Origin of the sequence: Yinghuangia soli (assembly GCF_021502675.1) — a bacterium.
Classification (GTDB): Bacteria; Actinomycetota; Actinomycetes; order Streptomycetales; family Streptomycetaceae; genus Yinghuangia; species Yinghuangia soli.
The window spans coordinates 157,273-176,983 of record NZ_JAKFHA010000008.1; the positions used below are offsets into that span (position 1 = coordinate 157,273).

Annotated in this window: 16 protein-coding genes; 6 read left to right on the forward strand and 10 right to left on the reverse strand. The window is 72.8% G+C overall.

Annotated elements, in window-relative coordinates:
- Window positions 1-60: 60 nt before the first annotated feature.
- From LZ495_RS16655 to LZ495_RS16685, 7 genes are all read right to left on the reverse strand, one after another.
- Window positions 61-1,533 carry a UbiD family decarboxylase gene (locus LZ495_RS16655; RefSeq protein ID WP_235053001.1) on the reverse strand — a complete coding sequence of 491 codons (1,473 nt, stop codon included), beginning with the start codon at window positions 1,531-1,533 and terminating at the stop codon, window positions 61-63.
- Window positions 1,530-2,168, reverse strand: a complete 639-nt coding sequence (locus tag LZ495_RS16660) for a UbiX family flavin prenyltransferase (protein ID WP_235053002.1) — start codon at window positions 2,166-2,168, stop codon at window positions 1,530-1,532. The genes LZ495_RS16655 and LZ495_RS16660 overlap by 4 nt, the downstream gene beginning before the upstream one ends.
- A gap of 77 nt (window positions 2,169-2,245) precedes the next feature.
- Window positions 2,246-2,779: a hypothetical protein gene (locus tag LZ495_RS16665; protein WP_235053003.1), complete on the reverse strand. Its 534-nt coding sequence runs from the start codon at window positions 2,777-2,779 to the stop codon at window positions 2,246-2,248.
- The gene (locus LZ495_RS16670; protein WP_235053004.1) at window positions 2,776-3,327 is read right to left on the reverse strand and encodes a beta-ketoacyl synthase chain length factor; all 552 of its coding nucleotides are present in this window, start codon (window positions 3,325-3,327) and stop codon (window positions 2,776-2,778) included. Before LZ495_RS16670 ends, LZ495_RS16665 begins: the two co-directional genes overlap by 4 nt.
- A complete protein-coding gene (locus LZ495_RS16675) occupies window positions 3,324-4,490 on the reverse strand; it encodes a beta-ketoacyl-[acyl-carrier-protein] synthase family protein (RefSeq protein WP_308268228.1) in 1,167 nt (388 codons plus the stop codon). Before LZ495_RS16675 ends, LZ495_RS16670 begins: the two co-directional genes overlap by 4 nt.
- A 55-nt stretch (window positions 4,491-4,545) precedes the next feature.
- Entirely contained in the window at window positions 4,546-5,250 is a 705-nt protein-coding gene (gene fabG / locus LZ495_RS16680; protein WP_235053005.1) for a 3-oxoacyl-ACP reductase FabG, read from the reverse strand.
- 492 nt (window positions 5,251-5,742) lie between these two features.
- A complete protein-coding gene (locus LZ495_RS16685; RefSeq protein ID WP_235053006.1) occupies window positions 5,743-7,161 on the reverse strand; it encodes an NsdA family TPR-like regulatory protein in 1,419 nt (472 codons plus the stop codon).
- Window positions 7,162-7,499: 338 nt separating this feature from the next.
- Between LZ495_RS16685 and LZ495_RS16690 the strand changes: the two genes are divergently transcribed.
- The 3 genes from LZ495_RS16690 to LZ495_RS16700 all read left to right on the forward strand — a co-directional run bounded on the left by LZ495_RS16690 (window position 7,500) and on the right by LZ495_RS16700 (window position 13,365).
- Window positions 7,500-9,293: an AMP-dependent synthetase/ligase gene (locus tag LZ495_RS16690; protein WP_235053007.1), complete on the forward strand. Its 1,794-nt coding sequence runs from the start codon at window positions 7,500-7,502 to the stop codon at window positions 9,291-9,293.
- Between the two features lie 306 nt (window positions 9,294-9,599).
- On the forward strand, window positions 9,600-10,454 hold the full coding sequence (locus LZ495_RS16695) for an AfsR/SARP family transcriptional regulator (RefSeq protein WP_235053008.1): 855 nt from the start codon (window positions 9,600-9,602) through the stop codon (window positions 10,452-10,454).
- A 34-nt stretch (window positions 10,455-10,488) separates the two neighbouring features.
- Window positions 10,489-13,365 (forward strand): ATP-binding protein, encoded by a 2,877-nt coding sequence (locus LZ495_RS16700; RefSeq protein ID WP_235053009.1) that lies wholly within the window; start codon window positions 10,489-10,491, stop codon window positions 13,363-13,365.
- Between the two features lie 52 nt (window positions 13,366-13,417).
- Here the strand turns inward: LZ495_RS16700 and LZ495_RS16705 are convergent, their stop codons facing one another.
- On the reverse strand, window positions 13,418-13,900 hold the full coding sequence (locus LZ495_RS16705) for an SRPBCC family protein (protein ID WP_235053010.1): 483 nt from the start codon (window positions 13,898-13,900) through the stop codon (window positions 13,418-13,420).
- Window positions 13,897-14,844 carry an enoyl-CoA hydratase-related protein gene (locus LZ495_RS16710; RefSeq protein WP_235053011.1) on the reverse strand — a complete coding sequence of 316 codons (948 nt, stop codon included), beginning with the start codon at window positions 14,842-14,844 and terminating at the stop codon, window positions 13,897-13,899. Before LZ495_RS16710 ends, LZ495_RS16705 begins: the two co-directional genes overlap by 4 nt.
- A 244-nt stretch (window positions 14,845-15,088) precedes the next feature.
- Between LZ495_RS16710 and LZ495_RS16715 the strand changes: the two genes are divergently transcribed.
- Genes LZ495_RS16715 through LZ495_RS16725 form a run of 3 tightly spaced genes read left to right on the forward strand, consistent with a single transcriptional unit; the run spans window position 15,089 to window position 17,984 of the window.
- Complete coding sequence (locus tag LZ495_RS16715) at window positions 15,089-16,348, forward strand: aspartate aminotransferase family protein (protein WP_235053012.1); 1,260 nt, start codon at window positions 15,089-15,091, stop codon at window positions 16,346-16,348.
- Window positions 16,345-17,448: an SDR family oxidoreductase gene (locus LZ495_RS16720; RefSeq protein ID WP_235053013.1), complete on the forward strand. Its 1,104-nt coding sequence runs from the start codon at window positions 16,345-16,347 to the stop codon at window positions 17,446-17,448. Before LZ495_RS16715 ends, LZ495_RS16720 begins: the two co-directional genes overlap by 4 nt.
- Window positions 17,449-17,492: 44 nt before the next feature.
- Window positions 17,493-17,984: a type II toxin-antitoxin system RatA family toxin gene (locus tag LZ495_RS16725; protein ID WP_235053014.1), complete on the forward strand. Its 492-nt coding sequence runs from the start codon at window positions 17,493-17,495 to the stop codon at window positions 17,982-17,984.
- 24 nt (window positions 17,985-18,008) lie between these two features.
- Here LZ495_RS16725 and LZ495_RS16730 read toward each other — a convergent pair whose 3' ends face one another.
- Window positions 18,009-19,607: a family 20 glycosylhydrolase gene (locus LZ495_RS16730; RefSeq protein ID WP_235053015.1), complete on the reverse strand. Its 1,599-nt coding sequence runs from the start codon at window positions 19,605-19,607 to the stop codon at window positions 18,009-18,011.
- Window positions 19,608-19,711 lie beyond the last annotated feature (104 nt).

Genomic DNA, 19,711 nt, shown 5'->3' on the forward strand with positions numbered 1-19,711 from the left:
CGACGGGGAAGCCGGGTCGGGCCTGCGGGCGTCGGCGGGCGCCTCGGGCGCCCGGTGTGCTCAGTCGTCCCAGTGCGCGACGACCTTGCGCCGGACCTCTTCCGGGTACGCCTGCGCGAAGGACGCGTGGTGCATCCGCCCTTCGCCCCAGGCCGGCAGCAGTCCGTCGTGCAGGACGCTCGGGCCGCGCATGGCCTTGCGCTCCTCGTCCGTGAAGCAGGTCTGGAAGGGCAGCACCACGGCGCTCCACGCCTGGCGCTTGTCCTGCGGGTGCAGGCGCGTGGCCAGCGCCCACAGCAGGTCCGCCTCGTTCGACGGATCGACGTCGTCGTCCAGCACGAAGGTGACCGGCATCATCGCGCTGGGCCCGCCGCTGTTGTGCATGACCTCGCCGATGCGCCGCACGAACTCCGTGGAGTCCACGCCGGGCAGCACCGAGCGCCAGTTCTCCGGCACGGTCACCGCGGTCCAGTGCATGGCCGCCGCGAACGGCATCCACACCGTGGTGACCGGCAGGCCCGCGGCACGCAGCGCATGCAGGACGTTCGCGGCGCGCCCGGTGCCGGTGACGGTGTGGTACTCGTCGGCGGGCCGGCCCTCCGCGACGATCGGCCACACCGGCTCGTTCCGGTAGGTGATCGCCTCCACCGAGAACACCGGCTGCAGCGAGCTGTGCGTGGAGGCGTACCCGGCGTACTCGCCGAACGGGCCTTCCATGCTGTCCCGGCCGACCGAGAGATGGCCCTCGATGACCACCTCGGCATGCGCGGGCACCTCCAGGTCGGAGGTCTCGCAGCGCACGACGTCGACCGGGGCGCCCTGCAGCGCGCCGATGTAGCCGGCCTCGTCCAGACCGCGCGGCAGCGGGATGCCGGCCACGAACGGGATGGCCGGGGAGCCGCCTTGGACCAGCGCGTACGGCATCGGCTCGCCGCGCTCGGCCCAGGCCTGCCAGAGCAGGCCGAGGTGCTGCGGCGGGATCACCAGGCCGGTCATGCGCTTGCCGTCCAGCTTCATGATCCGGGTGATCGACCAGTTGGTCCACGCTCCGTCCGGGGTCTTGGCGACGATGACGCCCCAGGTGTTGAGGTAGTCGCCGCCGTCCTTCTCGTGGATGCGGGGGATCGCGAACCGGTCCAGCGTCGCCGCGTCGCCGAGCAGCACGTTCTCCTTGCACGGCGCACCCGCGGAGGGCACGAGCCGGGGCGGTACGGGCGCGGCGTCGCGGGTGCGCACCAGGTGGTCCACCACGGCGGCGGCACCGGTGTCCGGCGGCAGGCCGACGGACAGCGCGAGGCGGGCCAGCGGCATATCGGTCCGCGAGCTGACCCCGACCGGCGCGCCGAACATGCGCATCCCGATCCGGTCCTCCGCGATGTTGGTGAAGTACGGTGCCGGGGCGCGCAGTTCGTAGGAGCGCCGGGTGTGCGCGGCGGCCTCCAGGTCGGCGCTCACCGGCCGGTCGACGGTCTTCAGGTCGCCGAGGGCGGCCAAGGCGTCGAGGTACGCGCGCAGATCGGCAAGGTGGGTCATGACGAAGTCCCCCGGGGCGCGTTCGCGGTGGCGGGACGGCGGCCGGAGGCCGCCGCCGAGGAGTGGTTCGCGTCCGGCAGCCCCTGCCACCGGCGTGCGCGGTGCGAGGCGATCCCGAACTGGTCGAGGGTGCGCGCGACGATGTGGTCGACCATGTCGTCGAGGCCGGACGGGTCGTTGTAGAACGCGAGCATGGGCGGCAGGATCACGGTGCCCATCCGGGACAGCGCGAGCATGTTCTCGAGGTGGATCTCGCTCAGCGGCGTCTCGCGCGGCACCAGCACGAGCTTGCGGCGCTCCTTGAGCGTGACGTCCGCGGCCCGGCCGACCAGGCCCTCGGCGTACCCGGCGCGGATCCCGGCCAGCGTCTTCATGCTGCACGGGATGACGACCATGCCGTCCACCGGGAACGACCCCGAGGAGATCGCGGCGGCCTGGTCGTCGGGCGAATAGGAGTAGTCGCCCAGCGCGTTCACCTCGGCGGCGGTCAGGCCGCTCTCCACCGCCAGGTTCGTCCGGGCCCAGCGGCTGACCACCACGTGGGTCTCGACGTCTTCGTGGCGGCGCAGCTCCTGGAGCAGCCGGACGCCCAGCACGGCGCCGGTGGCACCGGTGACGGCGACGACCAGTCGCATCGTTCGCACCTCGTTCCCTCGCTCCTCGGCTGCGTGTCCGGCCTGCTTCAGGGGTTTCACTCGGGTGTCACTCGGGTTCACTCGTCGTCGGCCGGCGGGTCCTGGCCGGGCTTCAGGCAGGCCCGGAACCGGCAGACCTCGGCGCCTTCGCGCATGCACGCGACGACCTCGTCGGCGGCCGTCACCCGCAGGCCCTCGAACCAGCCGCCGCGCAACTCCAGGCAGGGGCACTGGTAGTTCTCGAGCGAGCGGCTGGCCTTGAGCATCTTCAGCGCGTAGTGCTCGCTGACCTCGGTCTCCCAGGACCCGTCGGCGGCGAACTCGGTGGAGGCCAGGCGCACCGTCCCGGCGAACATGAGCCGGGCCAGCGCCTCCAGCGCCTCGGCCACCTCCTGCGGTGCGGCGTCCCGGCCCACCGGGAACCGCCGGGCGAAGACGGTGGCGACCCGCCGGGCCACGAACTGCATGACCTCGGCGTTGAGTTCGTTCGCCACGTCCTGGCCGAACCGGTTCTTGACCGCCTGGTACCACCGGGCGTCGTGCAGCCACCAGAACTGCCGCAGCAGATCCGGTTCGGCGGACGCCGGGAAGCCGGGGCGGGCCTCGGTCACGGCGCCTCCCGGCCGTCCCCGCCGTCCGGCGCGCCGGCGGTCACGAGCAGGGCCTCGGCGCGGTCCGGCTCGCCGTCCCGGACCGCGAGCTCGACCAGCACCAGGAGCACGTTGCCCGCACTGCCGTCCTCGACCAGCAACTCGGCCAGCTCCAGGCCGGCTTCGAGGTTGCCCTCGACCGGGCTGATGCAGATGACCGGGCCGCCCAGGCCCCAGCGGGCCGCCACCACGCCGAGCACCGCGCTGGGCACCGACTGGTAGAAGAGCAGCGGCGACGCAGTCTTCCCGGAGTCGACCGAACCGACCACGGCAGCCTCGGTGGCCATGTCGCCCAGCTGCGTGACCAGCACGATCGCGGTGTCCTCGCCGTCCTCCGACGGTGCCGGATGCGCGCCGTAGTGCCCGGTCAGGCACAGGTCCGCGACGTGCGCGATCAGCGGCCCGAACGGGGACGCGGTGAACCCGGGCAGGTTGGGCGGCCGTTCGTCGCCGGTCCCGGACCACACCGACCGTGCGAGCGTGGTCAGTTCGGAGGCCTTCGCGGTCATGCGGCGCTCACCACCAATGCGGTGTTGGCCCCGCCGAATGCGGCGTTCAGGCTGAGCACATGCCGAGCCTCGCGCTGCCGCGGGGAGTCCAGGACGAGGTCGAGGCGGCAGTCCGGGTCGGGGCCCAGGTAGCCGGAATTGATCGGCAGGCTGCCCGACTGCAGGGCGAGCACGCAGATGACGAACTCGACCAGGCCCGCAGCCTGCAGGGCATGCCCGTGCATCGACTTGGTCGAGCTGACCGGGACCCGCTCGGCATGCTCGCCGAAGGCCCGGTGCAGCGCGGCGGTCTCGGCGGCGTCGTTGTACGGCGTGCCGGTGCCGTGCGCGTTGACGTAGTCCAGGTCGGCGGGGCCGAGCCCGGCCCGGCGCAGCGCGATGCCGATCGCCCTTGCCATGCCCAGGCCTTCGGGATGCGGCTGGCACACGTGGTACGCGTCGCCGGCCATGCCCCAGCCGGTCAGCTGCGCGAGCGGCTGCATGCCGGGGCGGCTGTCCGCCGCCTCCAGCACCACCGCGCCGGCGCCGTCGCCGAGCAGCAGGCCCTTGCGCCCGGCGCTGAAGGACCGCAGCCGGCCGTCCACTGCGAGCGCCTTGCCGGCATTGAAGGTGGTGAAGGACTCCGCGTCGACGAGGTGCCCGCCGGCCACGACCACCCGGTCGTGCCGTCCGGAGGCGATCATGGCGGCCGCATCGGCCAGCGCGGCGCTGGCCGCCACGCACGCGTTGATGTAGGTCCGCCCCGCGCCGCCCAGCCCGCACGTCTGCGAAAGCCACTGCGCGGTACCGCTGATCGGCCGGGTCTCCTGCTCGGTGCGGGGCAGCCGGGACACCAGCGGGTCGGCGTGCCGGGCCAGCACCACGGGCGCCTCGGCGCGCTCGTCCGCGGAGAGCCCGGCCTGCTTGCAGGCCTCCTTGGTGAGCAGGGCCAGCTCGGTGTCCAAGTCGAGCCCGGCGTCCGCCTGCGCGGCCAGGCCCATGCGGTAGCGCGCGGTGTCGAAGCGGGTCACCGGCACGAAGGCCGGGACGCCGGAGTAGATGCCCTCGCGCAGCGCGTCGACCCCGTGCCCGTAGCCCGAGGTCACCGCCATCCCGGTGACGGCGACCGCCCGGGCGGGCCGGCGCGGTCCGCCCGGCGTGCGGGCTTCAGCTGCGGTGTTCACGTACTGCCTCCCCTATCGCGGTTGCGTCGTCGTGATGCGTCGTGACGCGGCGGGCTCAGTGCCCCATCGACATGCCGCCGTCCACCGGCAGGACCGTCCCGGTGATGTACGAGGCCTCGGGGGAGGCCAGGAACTGGACGGCCGCGGCCACTTCGTCCGCGGTCGCCATGCGGCCCAGCGGGATCTGGCCGACGATCTTGTCGCGGGTCTTGTCGTTCAGCGCGGCGGCCATGTCGGTGTCGGTCAGCCCGGGGGCGACCACGTTGACCATGACGCCGCGCGGCGCGAGCTCGCGGGCCAGCGACCGGGCCATGCCGATCAGCCCGGCCTTGGACGCGGCGTAGTTGACCTGCCCGACGACGCCGCTCAGCGCGGCGGTCGAGGAGATCACCACGATCCGCCCCGCGCCGGCCCGCATCAGGTGCCGGGCGGCCCGGCGGACCACGCGGTAGGTCCCGGTGAGATTGGTGTCGATCACCGAGGAGAAGTCCTCCTCGGTCATCCGGATCAGCAGCGTGTCGTTGGTGATGCCGGCGCTGGTCACCAGCACCTCGACCGGGCCGTGCGCGGCCTCGACCTTGTCGAACGCCTCGTCCACCGCGGCCGGGTCGCGGACGTCGCAGGGCACGCCGAGGAACCCGGCGGGCGGGGGTCCGGAGCGGTACGTCACCGCGACCCGGTCGCCGGCCGCGGAGAGCCGCCGCGCCACCGCCAGACCGATGCCGCGGTTGCCACCGGTGACGAGGACCGAACGACTCATGAGAGCGACTCCAGCCAGATTCGTGGAAGAGACGATGACGAGGTCGCGGCGCTGTTGGCAGCTGGTCCGCGCCCTGGAGAGCGGCGCCCCGGAGGGCGGTCGAACGCCCTTGCGGGCCGTCAAAATCTCATCGCCGAAGCGGGCTAATTGCCACGGCTCGAACTGTGCTTCGCTGCTGCCTCGTGACCGGCCAGTAGCACAAGGCACCCCCAAGGCACAGGCCGGCGGCCGCCGGAGCGTTGCTCCGGCGGGGGCGGTCCTGCACACTGAGCCCCGAGCCGGCGACCGCGACCCGGCGTTGCGCGCTGCTCCGCGCCGCGCCGCGCGGCACCGAGCCTGCAGCCGTGCGCCGGCTGCCACCCCTGCCGACACAGCAGACCGCCCGGTACCGGTCTGCCGGTACCGGGCGGCCTGATCGCGCGCCGTGCGGCGCCCGCCTGCGGGCGCGGCGGGTCGTGGTGATCGCGCTGTGCGCCAGTGCCTGTTGCGGGGCTAAGGCTCCATCGACTCCAGGAACCTGTTGACCGACGGCAGATGGGTGTACGCATGCAGCGCCAACCGCACGCGTTCGGCCGCCGCCGCCTTGACGCCGCCCAGCAGGGTCGCGGCCTTGGCCGCGGTGTCCGCGGCCTCGCCCCCGTTCCCGAGGGCGACCTGCGTCTCGGCGGCGCGCAGCATGTACATCGCACGGGCGGCGGGCGGCAGCGGAAGCGGTTCGGCCGGTGTGGACAGCACCGGCGCGAAATGCTTGATGGCCCGGTCCGGTTGCCCCAGATCGAGCAGCGACACGCCGTCCATGAGACGGAGCCACGCATGGGACCGGATCGGCAGTATCGGCAGCGTGCCCGAGGCCACGCCGGTGTCGAGTACCTGCCGTCCGGCGACCAGGGCCCTGCGACGGCCCAGGTCGTCCCCGCGCATGGCGTGGATGCGGGCGGTCTGCGCGTGCATGAGGGTCACCAGCGCAGGATCGTTCACGCTGACCTGGTGGCCGTTCAGCAAGTTGCCGACCGCGGTGATGAGTTCGGCGGCCTCCTCGTGGAGTTGCAGGTCGAGGTACTGCCCCACGTGCAGGGTCACGATCGCTGCCGCCGTCTCCGCGTCGGCGGCCGCGGTCGCACACCGCAGCGCGGCGAGGTAGTACCGCTGGGAGTTGATGTGCTCGCCCTGCAGGCGCGCGATGAACCCGCACACGGCCAGTCCTTCGGCCGCGATGATCAGCAGGTCCTGACTGGTCCGCAGAGCCTCCGGCGCGGCCAGGAAATGATTGGCCAGCGTGCGCAGTTCCATCTCACTCGCGTGCACGAGCCAGTCCGCGGTGAACCGGGTCGTGAACGTCTGCAGCGCGCGCAGCCGGGTGCACGCCTCCAGGACCGAGCCGGCCTCGCCGACGTCCGCGCCGGGTCCGCGCAGCAGACCCGAACTCTGCCGGGTGGGATCGGCAGAGGACTTCGCCAGCGCCTCGGACATGGCGTCCGTCCAGGCCTCCGCCAGGGACTTGGCGGCGGTTCCGGTGGCGAGCAGATACTCCTGCTGGATCAGTTTGCGCCCGACCACCGCATCGAGGATCGCCTCGGGCACCGCGGCGTTCGTCCACGGAAGTTCGAGTTGCCGGGCGTCACCGATGGCCAAATGCAGCCAGTCGGGCCATTTGCGGCTTATCACCTCCTCTTGGGGAACAGCATGGATGTGCGCCATTGCGAGCTGCGCGGTGAGTTCCGGCACCGCGCGGCCGGTCTCCCAGCGGGACACCTTCTCCCGCCGCGCGGCCATCTGGCCGAAACCCAGTTCCGCATGTGTCTGGGCGATCAGATGCGCGTACTCGCCGTGCGTGTAGCCCGCCTTGGCGCGTAATGCCGCCAGTGGATGGCGGTACCGGCCGGCGGTCGCCGTACCTATTCCTTCGCTCAACCTCGTTGCTCCTCACTGAATTCGGCCGTCGAGGAACCCTGATGCATGTCACGAGGCCTTCACCGGGCCCAAGTGCCTCGAAACTAGTACGGCCCGCGAGGAAGAGCGGGTTCAGCATGCTCGGGCCGTCACGGGCCACGCCGGGCGGAGCGGGCTCCGGCATGTTCCGTCGGCCCCCGTACATGACACAATTGCGATCTCCGTAGGACGAATTCTATGGAAAATACCGCTGATCGGACATCTGTCCCGCCCCGCTACCGGTCGGTCGCCGCCCCGGCCGGTGAGCCCCTCCCGGAGCCCAGCCAGCAGCAGTCGGTGCCGACAAGGAGACAAGAGCCTTGCGCGAGTTCAGCGTCCCATCCCTGTACGACGTTCCCCCAGACGGAAATCTGACAGAAATCGTCCGGCGCAACGCGGCCGAGTACCCGGATCGGGCCATCCTGGCCCGCAAGGTCGACGGGCGGTGGCAGGACATCACCTCCCGGGAGTTCCTCGCCGAGGTGACGGCGGCCGCGAAGGGCGTCATCGGATCCGGCGTCCAGCCCGGCGACCGCGTCGCGCTGATGTCGCGGACCCGCTACGAATGGAGCCTGCTGGACTTCGCCCTGTGGTTCGCGGGCGCCGTCTCGGTGCCCATCTACGAGACGTCGTCGGCCGAGCAGGTCGAATGGATCCTCGGCGACTCCGGCGCGGTCGCGTGCATCGTGGAGACCGCCGAGCACCAGGCCCTCGTCGAGCAGGTGCGCGACCGCCTGCCGCTGCTCAAGAACCTGTGGCAGATCGACGCGGACGCGGTCGGGCAGCTGACCGAGGCCGGCCGCGAGGTGCCGGACGCCGAGGTCGACGAGCGCAGCGCGCTCGCCGACGCCGACGCGCTGGCCACCATCGTCTACACGTCCGGAACCACCGGGCAGCCCAAGGGCTGCATGCTCACGCACCGCAACTTCTTTGCGGAATGCGGCAATACGATCGCGCTCAACAAGCCGATCTTCTCCGACGGCGCCTCGGTGCTGCTCTTCCTGCCGCTCGCCCACGTGATGGCCCGCGTCGCGGCGCTGGTCGCGATGATGGGCCCGGTCAAGCTGGGCCACCTCAGCGACGTCAAGCAGGTCACCGACGAACTCGCGCAGTTCCGGCCGACGTTCCTGCTGGCCGTGCCGCGCGTCTTCGAGAAGGTCTACAACTCCGCGCGCGCCCAGGCCCGGGCCGGCGGCAAGGGCAAGATCTTCGACCAGGCCGTGGAGACGGCCATCGCGTACAGCAAGGCCACCGAGACCCCGTCCGGTCCCGGCCTCGGACTGCGGCTGCGGCACAAGGCGTTCGACAAGCTGGTCTACAGCAAGCTGCGCGCGGTGCTCGGCGGCCGCGCCACGCACGCCATCTCCGGCGGCGCGCCGCTCGGCCCGCGCCTCGGGCACTTCTACCGCGGGCTCGGGTTCACCGTGCTGGAGGGCTACGGCCTCGCGGAGTCCTGCGCCGCGTCCACCTTCAACCCGCACGACCGGCAGAAGATCGGCACGGTCGGCCTGCCCATGCCGTGCAGCGGGGTGCGGATCGCGGACGACGGCGAGGTGCTGCTGCACGGCGAGCACCTGTTCACCGGCTACTGGAACAACGAGAAGGCCACCGCCGCGGTGCTCGTGGACGGCTGGTTCCACACCGGCGACATCGGCGCCCTCGACGACGAGGGCTACCTCAGCATCACCGGCCGCAAGAAGGAGCTCATCGTCACCGCGGGCGGCAAGAACGTCGCCCCGGCGATCATCGAGGACCGCATCCGCGCGCACGCACTGGTCGCCGAGTGCATGGTGGTCGGGGACGCCAAGCCGTTCGTGGGGGCCCTGGTCACCGTGGACGAGGAGTTCCTGCCGCGCTGGGCTGCCCAGGCGGGCAAGCCGGACGGCGCCACGCTCGCCGAACTGCGCGACGACCCCGACCTGCTCGCCGAGATCCAGCGCGCGGTCGACGACGGCAACGCGGCGGTCTCGAAGGGCGAGTCGGTCAAGAAGTTCCGCATCCTGGACATCCAGTTCAGCGTGGACTCCGGCCATCTCACCCCGTCCCTGAAGCTCAAGCGGCACGTCGTGCTGGCCGACTTCGCGGCGGACATCGACGAGCTGTACGCCCCCTGAGCACGTGAGCGCCTGAGCAGCCCGCCGGCATTTCCGGCCGTGTGCTCCCCGGCACACCCGGGCCCGCCCGACGCACCCCGACCCGGCCTAGGCACACCTGAAGCACCGGGCTCGCCGTAGGAAATCGCAGAGGCCTGCGGTGAGATGACTTACTCGCCGGGCCGCCGGCGCCTTCCGAGCCGCCATCTCGGTGCCGCCGTCCCGCGACCGCACAGAGCCGACGTTTCGTCCACCTGGGGCCGAGCATTCGCGCGTGGGGGCGCGCGGAGCGGATGACGTGCCCCGCCGGCATGCGAAGGGGATGTCTTGACGCCGTTCAATGTGCTCGGCCCCTTGGAGGTCGTGCGCGACAGCGTCCCGGTGCCGCTCGGGGGCCTGCGCCGCCGCGCCACCCTCGCCTACCTCCTCCTGAACGCGAACCGCCCGGTCCCCGTCGACCGCCTGGTCGACGCGCTGTGGCACGAGGAACAACCGCAGAGCGCCCGCAAGATCCTCCAGAACGCGGTGTCCAGCCTGCGCCGCTCCGACGACCTGCTGTGCTCGATCGTCACGTGCCGGGACGGCTACCTGCTGCGCGTTGCGCCGCAGCACATCGACGCCTCCCGGTTCCGCGACCTGGCCGCCCACGGCCGCCGCGAACTGGCCGACGGGGCCTGGGAGGACGCCGCCGCCACACTGCGCCGCGCGCTCGGCCTGTGGCGCGGCGAGGCGCTCGCCGACCTGCTCGAAGTCGGCCTGTGCTGGCCCGAGCTGACCGAGCTAAACGAGGCCGGGGTGGCGGCGTTCGAGGACCGCGTCACCGCCGACCTCATGCTCGGCCGGCACACCGACGTCGTCGCCGAACTCGCGGTGGCGCTCGACGCGGACCCCGCCCGCGAGCGCATGTGCGGCCAGCTCATGTTGGCGCTCTACCGCAGCGGCCGGCACACCGACGCCCTGGACGCCTACCGGCGCACCTGCCGCACCCTCGCCGCCGACCCCGGCCTGGCACCCGACGACCGGCTCAGCCGGCTCGCCAACGAGATCCTCATGCACGACCCGGTGCTGATCTCGACCGAACCGGTACGCCGGTTCGTCGACTGGCCGCACCGGCCCCCGGACCCGGGCGCCGCCGCCGACGGCATGGTACGCAACGGGCTCCGCCACCTCCGGACTTCGTGAGCGCACCCCGTCCCGCCGGACTCTGGAGGCCGCGATGCACCACGGCACGAGATTCACGCTCCTGGGGCCGCTCGCCGCGCAGCGGTTCGGCGCCGAACTCCCGCTCGGCGGCGCCCGGCAGCGCGCCACCCTGGGGTACTTGCTGCTGTACCCGAACCAGGTCGTGCCGACCAGCCGCCTCATCACCGCGCTGTGGGGGGACTCCGCGCCCGTGTCGGCGCGCAAGGTCCTGCAGAACACGGTGTGGCGGCTGCGCCGCCTCTTCGAGGCCGACGAGCGCCGCGAGAAGGCCGCCCGCACGCACGTCGAACTCCTCACCCGGGCCCCGGGCTACCTGCTGCGCGTCGCCCCCGAGCAGATCGACCTGCACCGCTTCCGCAACCTGGCCGCCGAGGGCCGCCAGGAGCTCGACGCCGGATCACCCGAAGCGGCGTCCCGGCTGTGGCGCGAGGCCCTGACCCTGTGGCGCGGGCCGGTGCTGGCCGACCTCGTCGAGGACGGCATCGCCTGGCCCGAGCTCAAGGCCATTGCCAACGCCCGGCTCGACCTGCTCGAAGACCACTTCGACAACGAGCTCGCGCTGGGCCGCCACGAGGCCATCCTCGCCGAGCTCCAGACCACCGCCCGCGGCGAACCGCGCCGCGAACGCCTGCTCGGGCAGCTCATGCTCACCCTCTACCGGTGCGGGCGGCACACCGAGGCCCTGGACACCTTCGACCGCGCCCGGCTTGCGCTCATCGAGGAACTCGGCCTCGAACCCGGGCACGAGCTGCGGGATCTGCGGCAGTCGATCGTCACGCACGACCCGGCGCTGCTGTACGCCCCCCGCGCCCGGGCGGCGGGCCCGGCACCGGTGCCCGGCCCGCCGGGCGCGGCCAGCCCCGGGGCCGACGGGCTCGGCTTCGCGGGAGCCGTCCTGGCCGCGATGACCGCGGACGCCGAGAGCCGCGGCAAGGCCGCCGGGCCGCCGGGGGCGGGGGAGCGGGCCGGGGCCGTGCCCGGGCGCCGCGACGACGGCCCCGTGACCGAGCGCAAGGAGGTCACCGCCGTCCTCGTCCGGGTCGCCTTCGCATCCCGGACCGAATACGCCGACCCCGAGGACATCGAGTCGGCCGCCGAACGCGCGGACGGCGCCATCCGGTTCGAGGTGGCCCGCTTCGGCGGCGTGCCGGCCGGCCGCATGGGCTCCCTTTGGGTGGCCGTGTTCGGGGCCCGGCGCAGCATGGACGACGACCCCGTCCGGGCCGTCTCCGCGGCGCTCGCCATCCGGCACCACATCGAGTCCTCGTCCGGCATGGTTCCGGGCGCCACCGTGCGCGCGGCCGTGGCCACCGGCCCCGCGCTGGTCCGCGACCGGCCGGGCACCGGCTCGGCGCCCCGCGTCACCGGCGCGCTCCTGGACCAGTGCCACTCCATGCTGCCGCTCGTCCCGGCGCACGAGGTCTGGGCCGCCGACGAGACGCGCCGGCAGAGCTCCGGGACGATCGCCTACCGGCGCGCGCGGGCCGCGTCCCACGTATCGGCGGCCACCGGCATCCTGCCGCCCGGCGGCGCCCCGCACACCGGTGCACTCCTCGGGCGCGAACGCGAACTCGCAAACGTCGTCGAGCTGTTCCGAGCCGGCAAACGGCCGAGCCCGGCCCTGCTGGTCGGCGACGCGGGGATGGGCAAGACGCGCATCATCGACGAGTTCGAGCGGATCCTGCGCGCACCGGCCGACGGCGGAACCGGCCCGCTCGTGGTGCGGCTGCCGCCGCGCCTGGTGGACGGCAGCCTGCTGCCGCTGATCGCCGACGGCCTCGGCGAGCTGTGCGGGATCACGGCCGAGCACACGCCCGAGGAGGCCAGGGAGCTCCTCTGGGAGGCGGTCCGCGGCGCGGTGCGCACCGACCGCGACGGCGAATGGATGCTGGCGCGCCTGACCGCCGCCTTCGGCACCGTCCCGGACTTCGGCGGCCCGACCGACCTGGACGCCGTCGTCACCGCATGGTGGCGGCTGCTCGAACACACCGCCCTGGAACGCCAGGTCGCGGTGCTCATCGACGACCTGCACACCGCGGACGACACGATCCTGGAAATGGTCGGCCGGCACATCATCCCCACGACGGCGAGCGAACTGTTCGTGCTGGCCACCGCCCGGCCCGAACTCGCCGACCGGCGCTCGCTCTACACCGCCGACGAGCGCAACGTCACCACGGTTGCGGTGGGACGTCTTCCGGACGGGTTGATCGAACGGCGCGTCCGGCTGCTGCTCGACGAGCAGGGACTGGCCTCATGCGCGCCCGACGCGGACGAGGCGGCCGCGGAGACGCGTGCGCTGCTGGTGTCGCTTGCCGACGGGAACCCGCTGCTGGCCGCGGAGTTCGTCGCCGCACTCGCGCAGGGCGTACGGGACGAGCTGCCGCAGGGCACCGGACCGGAGCCGCACGACCTGGCGGCACGCCTGCTGCCCAGCACGGTACGCCGCGTCATCGCGGCCCGCCTGGACCGGCTGCCGGACTATGCCCGGACGATGCTGCGGGACGCCGCGATCGTGGGGGACACCGTGTGGCCGGGCGCAGTCGCGGCCGCCGCGCAGCGCGACCGCGCGGAGACCGAGGCAGCCCTCGAAATGCTCGCCCACCACGGGCTGCTGAGCCGCGTGGAGGGCGCCACGGTACGCGGCGAAGTGCAGTACGTCTTTCGGTACGGCCCGGTCCGGCACGTCGCCTACACCCGCGTACCGCGCGCCGCCAGGGCCGCCACCCAGGCGCGTATTTCGCAGTGGCTGGAGACGCAGGAGGACCCCGACGCGCTGCGCCGCCTCACCGCGGCCGGCCCGGCCTCGCGCGAACTGGTCCGCTTGGCGGCGCTGACCGAACGCCTGCGGATCCGAGAGCGCGGTGGAGGAAGGGGAGGGACGGGGACGTAGGTCGTGGGCCCGCCGGCCGGTAGGCCATTCGAGCGCAGGCAGCCTGGGGCGCCTACTCGGCGTCCGCGGCTTCCCCGGTTGCCCCTGCTTCTTGCGTCGCCTCCAGGGACGCCTTGAGTGCGTCCAGGGTGGCGCGGATCGTGCGGCGGTTGTGGGCGGGGCGGTCCCGTACGCCGGTCACCAGTGTGCTCAGCACGTACATCACGGGGCTGCGCCGGTCCGTCCACGTCTCGCTGACCAGCGTCGCGTCACCGTCCGGTGCGGCGCTGAACTCGTAGCGCCAGTTGGAGATCGCCAGCCCGCCGGACTTCACGTCGAAGGCGAAGACCCGGCCCGGCTCCGCCTCGGTGACCGTGCAGCGCGTGGACCAGCGGAAGATCCCGTTGCGGTTGTGCCCGGTGAACCGGGCCCCGACCGCGAGCGGCAGCGCGGCACCGCGCAGCGTCACTGCCACCGTCTCGGGGCTGCGGGTGCCGACCGTGCGGACGTCGCTGACCGCCGCGTACGCCACGTCCGGCGGCACCGCCACGGTCACGGACTCGGAGACTGCTCCGGAAGCGATGGGTCCTCCCCCAGGACGGCCGGCGCACCCTCGCGCCAGGGGTCGTGCGACGGCAGATACGCGGGCAGGTCCTTGCCGACCCGGCCCGGGAACACCGGGTCGCGGCGGGTGAGGAACGCGTCGAAGCCCTCGATCGCGTCCGGGCTGCCGATGCGGTCCGACATGAGCCGCGAGTCCAGCAGGTGCACCGGCACCGGGGACTCCAACGTGCTCATCCGGTATACCATCCGGCGGATGACCGCGACAGACACCGGAGCCGTGCGGTCCACGATCGCCTTGGCCAACTGGTAGGCTTTGGGCAGGAGTTGATCCGGCTCGTGGACGCTGTGCGCGAGTCCCGCGGCGAGCGCCTCGGGCGCGTCGAACGCCCGCCCGCTGATCAGCCAGTCCAGCGCGCAGCCCATCCCGACCAGGCGCGGCAGGAACCACGTGGACGCGCCCTCGGCGAAGATGCCGCGGCGGCTGAACACGAAGCCGAACCGCGCGTCGGTGGCCAGCAGCCGGTAGTCGGCGGGCAGGACGATCGTGGCGCCGGCCCCGACCGCCGCGCCGCGGATCGCGGCGATCACCGGTTTGTCCATCGCGAAGATGCGCATCGAGCAGCGCCCGGCCGGTTCCTCCACGAATTCCCCGGCGGCGGCCTTCTGCGCCTTCTCGGCGATCAGCGCCATTTCCCCCGCGGACAGGTCGAGCCCGGCGCAGAAATGGTCGCCGGCCCCGGTGAACACCACCACGCGCACATCGTCGTCGGAATCCGCGCGGTCGAAAGCGTCCACGAGTTCGTCCGCCATGCGCAACGTGTAGCCGTTGCGGGTCTCCGGGCGGTCCAGTGAAATCGTCGCGATCCGGTCGGCCACCGAATACGTGATCTGCTCGTACGGCGCCGCGTCCCTGTCCCTCAGTTCGTCACTCGCCATGGCCGCCAAGCTAGCCGCGGGCCGCGCCGCACGGCCCACCCGCCGTCAACCGGGCGCTCACGGCGGTCCCGAAACCGGGCGGTTACCGCACGATGGACGGCCGTCCGGAGCCGCTCGGTAACTTGGCCGACGTGGCTGCCGCCTGTCGGCACGGTGCCGCGGCCTCCGCATTGCCTGGCGCAGTGACCGGCGCAATGACTGGCGCAATGACCGGCGAATCCGCGAGCGGAACGGCATGGGAATCATGATGGAGCGCTCCGAAGTCATCGACTTGTACCGCAGACATCTCGGCGAGGGCCAAGGCCGCGTCGCCACGATCCTGAATCTGCCCATCGAGGAATCGGCGAGCGGCGCCCTGGTGCATTGCAGCGACGGGCGCGACCTGGTGAACTGCGGCGGCTACGGGGCCTTTTTCGTGGGCGCCGGCCATCCCGCGGTGCTGGCCGCGGTCCGCGAGCAACTGGACCGCCAGGCGCTGTCCACCCGGGTGCTCATCAACGAGGCGGCGGCCCGGGCCGCCGCGGCGCTGACCCGGGTCGCCCCGCCCGGCCTCACCAAGGTGCACTTCTCCTGCTCGGGCGCCGAGGCGGTGGAGACCGCCATCAAGATCGCCCGGGCCAACGGGCGCCGCCGGCTGGTCTCGATGACCGGCGGCTACCACGGCAAGACCATGGGCGCGCTGACCGTCACCGCCCGGTCCGTCTACCAGGACCCGTTCCGGCCGCTGCTGCCGCACGTGGCGCACGTCCCGTTCGGCGACGCGCAGGCGCTGGCCGACACTTTGGGCGACGACGCGTCCGACGCCTGCGTCATCGTGGAACCGGTGCAGAGCGAGGGCGGCGTGGTGGTGCCGCCGGACGGCTACCTCAAGGCCGTCGAGTCGGTGTGCCGGGAGCGCGGCGCGATGCTGGTCCTCGACGAGGTCATGACCGGCCTCGGCCGGCTCGGCGCCTGGTGGGGTGCGGATCTGGAGGGCGTGCGGCCGGACGCGGTGCTGGTCGGCAAGTGCCTCAGCGGGGGAGTCGTGCCGGTCGCGGCCACGCTCGTCTCCGAGCAGTACTTCGCGCCGTTCGACGCGGACCCCTATCTGCACACCTCGACCTACTCGGCGGCCCCGATCGCGATGGCCGCGGTGCGTGCGACCGTCGAGACCATCGAGGCCGAAGGCCTGGTCGAGCGGGCCCGCACGCTCGGCGAGCGGCTGGTCGCGACGCTCCGGCGGCTCACCGACACGTACATCCCGCACCTGGTCGCCGAGGTGCGCGGCCGCGGCGTCCTGATCGGCGTCGAGTTCGTGGACGGCCACCTGGCCGCCGAGTTCCTCATGGACCTCATGGACGCGGGCGTCATCGCCAACCACTCGATGAACGCCCTCCCCGTCATCCGGTTCACGCCGCCCGCGGTGATGGGCGATGCGGACGAGAAGCGGCTGGGCGACGCGCTGGAGGCGGCCTGCGCGGCCACCGCGCAGCGCTTCCCGCGGCCCGCCGAGGCGGGCGCATGACCGTCGGCGGCCCGGCGGAGGCGGGCGCGGCGGGCCGGACCATCCTGCTCACCGGGGCGAGCGGCGTGCTGGGCACCGCGATCCTCGAAGTGCTGGACGGCTACGACGTCGTCGCGGCCGTCCACCACCGCCTGCCGGCCGGTTCGGGGCGCGTCGTGCAGGTCGACCTGACCAGCCCGCGGCTCGGCCTCGACCCGGCCGCGTACCGCCGCCTGTGCGGCGAGATCGACGTCGTCGTGCACTCCGCGGCCATCGTCAACTTCACCGCCGAACAAGCCGAGGTCGACCGGGTCAACATCGAAGGCCTGGGCCGCATCGTCGAGTTCGCTGCTGACGCGGACGCCCTGCTGGTCCACGTGAGCACCGCGTTCGTGGTCCGGCACGTCGATCAGGGCGGCACGCTCGGGGCCGCCGACGCGGTGGCCGCCTCGAAGTCCTCGGCACGCCCCGACGAGTACGTCACGTCCAAGCTCACCGGCGAGAACATCGTGCGCGGCAGCGGCCTGGACGCGGTGATCGTGCGCCCGTCCGTCATCGTCGGCAACTCCAAGACCGGCGAGATCCGCCAGGCCCAGGGCGTGCACAGCCTCGCCGAGGCGACCATCAAGGGCACCATCCCGTTCATCCCGGCGGTCGAGGGCGCCTACGTCGACGTCGTGCCCTGCGACTACGTCGCGCTCGGCGTCCGCGCGGTCCTCGATGCCGGGCTGCGGGACGGCGACTACTGGCTCAGCGCGGGCGAACACGCGCTGTCCATCCAGCGGTTCGTCGAACTGGTCCAGGAAGTCGGCGGCGAGTGCGGCATCGAGGTCCCGGACATCCGCATCGTCGAGCCGTCCATCGTCGACCGCCTGGTCCGCCCGGCCTTCGAGGACGTCCTGTCCCCGGAAGACCTCGGGAAGCTCGACGGGCTGCTCGCCGTCTGCGGCTTCGTCGTCATCCCGGAAAAGCTGCCCAGCTCCCTCGGCCCGCTCCTCGGCGGCACCGTCCCCCTGGACGCCGAGGACTTCGAGGACGCCTGGCGCGCCTCCGTGCGCCGCCTGATCCAGGAGATGAACGCACCGACCCGCAACAAGCCGGCATTCTCCTGGGGCGCCTGAGCCCGCCGCACGTCCACGACCCCATTTGGGAAAGGGAAACACCGATGGAATGCTCGGTCGTACTGGACGCCCGGCTGTCCGGCCAGGACCCGGACACCGTCTTCGCCCTGGTCGCCGATTTCGAGCAGTACCCGCGGCTCACCGAGAACGTGCGGGCCGTGCAGATCCTGCACCGCGGCGCGGGCAGCACGGAATCCACCGAATCCAGCGAATCCACCTGGGAAGTGACCTTCCGCCGCGGGATCCTGGTCTGGACCGAGCGCGACGAAATCGACGCGGCCGCGCGCCGCATCGAATTCACCCAGACCAAGGGCGACTTCGCGAAGTTCACCGGCACGTGGACGGTCGAACCGGATGCCGCGGGCACCGTGGTGGGCTTCGCCAGCCGCTTCGACCTCGGCATCGCCTCGCTGGCCTCACTGGTGGACCCGGTGGCCTGTGCCGCGCTGCGGGACAGCATCAGCGACATCCTCCGCGGCCTTTTCGGCGCCGAAATCGAGATCACCGAGATCGAGGCTGCCCCCGTCACCGCATGACGGGGGCAGCCGGTCGGCGGAGCTTCAGCCGTCCCCGGCCTGCCAGTCGATCTCGCGGGCGGCGAGGTACGCGAGGCCGCGCTCCGACCAGAGGCGGCCGTGCCGCGCGAGGCGTCCGCGGTAGTCGTCCCACGGTGCCGGACCGCCCGACCACGCGGCCTCGGCGACTGCGGGCAGGCGCGGGAGCAGCAGCATGGTGAGGTCGTCGATGCCGTCGATCGTCTCGCCCCACAGCGCCGCCTCGATGCCGGCGACCTGGTCGTCCGGGATGCCGAGGGCGGCCGGGTCCCACGCGGCGAGGTCGGCGAGCGGGCGCCCCGGGTATGCGGCCAGTCCGAGATTCGCCGTCGTGTCGCGCTGCTCCTCGGGGACCGACGAGGCAGCGTACGGGCGGTCGAGGTAGACCGACGTGCGGGGCGACAGCAGGACGCGCCCGCCGCCGCGCACGATCCGCGCCAGGTCCTCTGCCACCGGGGCGAAGTACGCCCTGAGCCGGTCGGCGGTCTCCGGGGACAGCCCGAGCGCGGCCATCGTCCCCTCGTTGTCGTCGCCGTCGCTTCCGCCGTCTCCTCGTTCGAAGCCGTCGAGCCAGTACTGCACGACGTCGCCGGGCTCCACGCCGGTCCGCGACGCCTCCTGCCAGGCGATCGGCTGCTTGCCGAACTTGCGTACGGTCTCGCGCAGCCGCGCGACGGCGGCGGCGTAGTTGCGGTGGCACATCCCCACGGCCTCGTCCGCGCCCACGTGCACGAAGCCGCCGTCGGTCAGGGCGCAGACCTGCTCGATGATGCGCTCCACGAGCCGGGCCGTGCCGTCGTCCTCCAGGTCGACCGGCGGCGTCAGGGTCATGAAGTTGCCGAGCAGTTCGACGATCCCGCCGTCCTCCTCCGCCATCGGTGCCTCGGGTAGGCCAGGGAACGCAGCGCGCAGCGCCCCGCAGTGGCCGGGCAGGTCGATCTCCGGGACGAGTGTGACGAACCGGGCCGTCGCGTACGCCTGCAGGTCGCGGTACTCCTGCACGGTGTAGAAGCGGCCGTCGCCGGCCGCGGTCAGCTCGGGCAGGCCCGGGAGTTCGAGCCGCCAGCCTTCGTTGTCGCTGAGGTGCAGGTGCAGCACGTTGAGCTTGTAGAGCGCGGCGACGTCCACCACCCGCCGCAGTTCCTCCGCGGTCACGAAGCCGCGCGCCGGGTCGACCAGGAGGCCGCGCCAGGCGTGGCGCGGGCCGTCGGCGACCTCCCGGTCGGTCAAGTCCGCACCGGTGGTGATGAGCTGGATGGCCGTGGTGGCGGCCCGGAAGACACCGGCCGCGGTACCGGCCCGGCAGGTGATGCCGGTCGCGTCGACCCGGATCCGGTAGTGCTCCGCGTCTGCGACGGCCAACCCCAACGGGACGGGGGCATGCGGGATTTCCTCGTGCACCAGCACGATGGCGCGCGGTGCGCCGGACGGGTCCGCGGCAGTCACGCGCGGCAGGTGCGGCGCGAGCAGGGCCCGAACGGTCTCCGCGACGGCTTCGAGCGACGGGTCGGCGGCCCGCACGGCCCACACGCCGGCCGCGGGGCGGGTCCCGGCGCCGGAGGCCTCGGGCGAGGGCGCCGCGAGGCGCGGGATGACGCTGTTCACAGGGCAGTTCCTCCAAGGGGTTCGCGCGGTGCGGCGGACGGGCGGACGGGCGGCGGGGCGGACGGGCGGCGGGGGGGGGGGGGGGGGGGGGCGGGCCCCCCCCC

Bases quoted from the DNA above. Each gene is read 5' to 3' on its own strand.
- LZ495_RS16710 (WP_235053011.1), bottom strand. From the start codon at position 14,844: ATGGCGAGTGACGAACTGAGGGACAGGGACGCGGCGCCGTACGAGCAG.
- LZ495_RS16660 (WP_235053002.1), bottom strand. From the start codon at position 2,168: ATGCGACTGGTCGTCGCCGTCACCGGTGCCACCGGCGCCGTGCTGGGC.
- LZ495_RS16715 (WP_235053012.1), top strand. From the start codon at position 15,089: ATGATGGAGCGCTCCGAAGTCATCGACTTGTACCGCAGACATCTCGGC.
- LZ495_RS16725 (WP_235053014.1), top strand. From the start codon at position 17,493: ATGGAATGCTCGGTCGTACTGGACGCCCGGCTGTCCGGCCAGGACCCG.
- LZ495_RS16720 (WP_235053013.1), top strand. From the start codon at position 16,345: ATGACCGTCGGCGGCCCGGCGGAGGCGGGCGCGGCGGGCCGGACCATC.
- LZ495_RS16655 (WP_235053001.1), bottom strand. From the start codon at position 1,533: ATGACCCACCTTGCCGATCTGCGCGCGTACCTCGACGCCTTGGCCGCC.
- fabG (WP_235053005.1), bottom strand. From the start codon at position 5,250: ATGAGTCGTTCGGTCCTCGTCACCGGTGGCAACCGCGGCATCGGTCTG.
- LZ495_RS16670 (WP_235053004.1), bottom strand. From the start codon at position 3,327: ATGACCGCGAAGGCCTCCGAACTGACCACGCTCGCACGGTCGGTGTGG.
- LZ495_RS16700 (WP_235053009.1), top strand. From the start codon at position 10,489: ATGCACCACGGCACGAGATTCACGCTCCTGGGGCCGCTCGCCGCGCAG.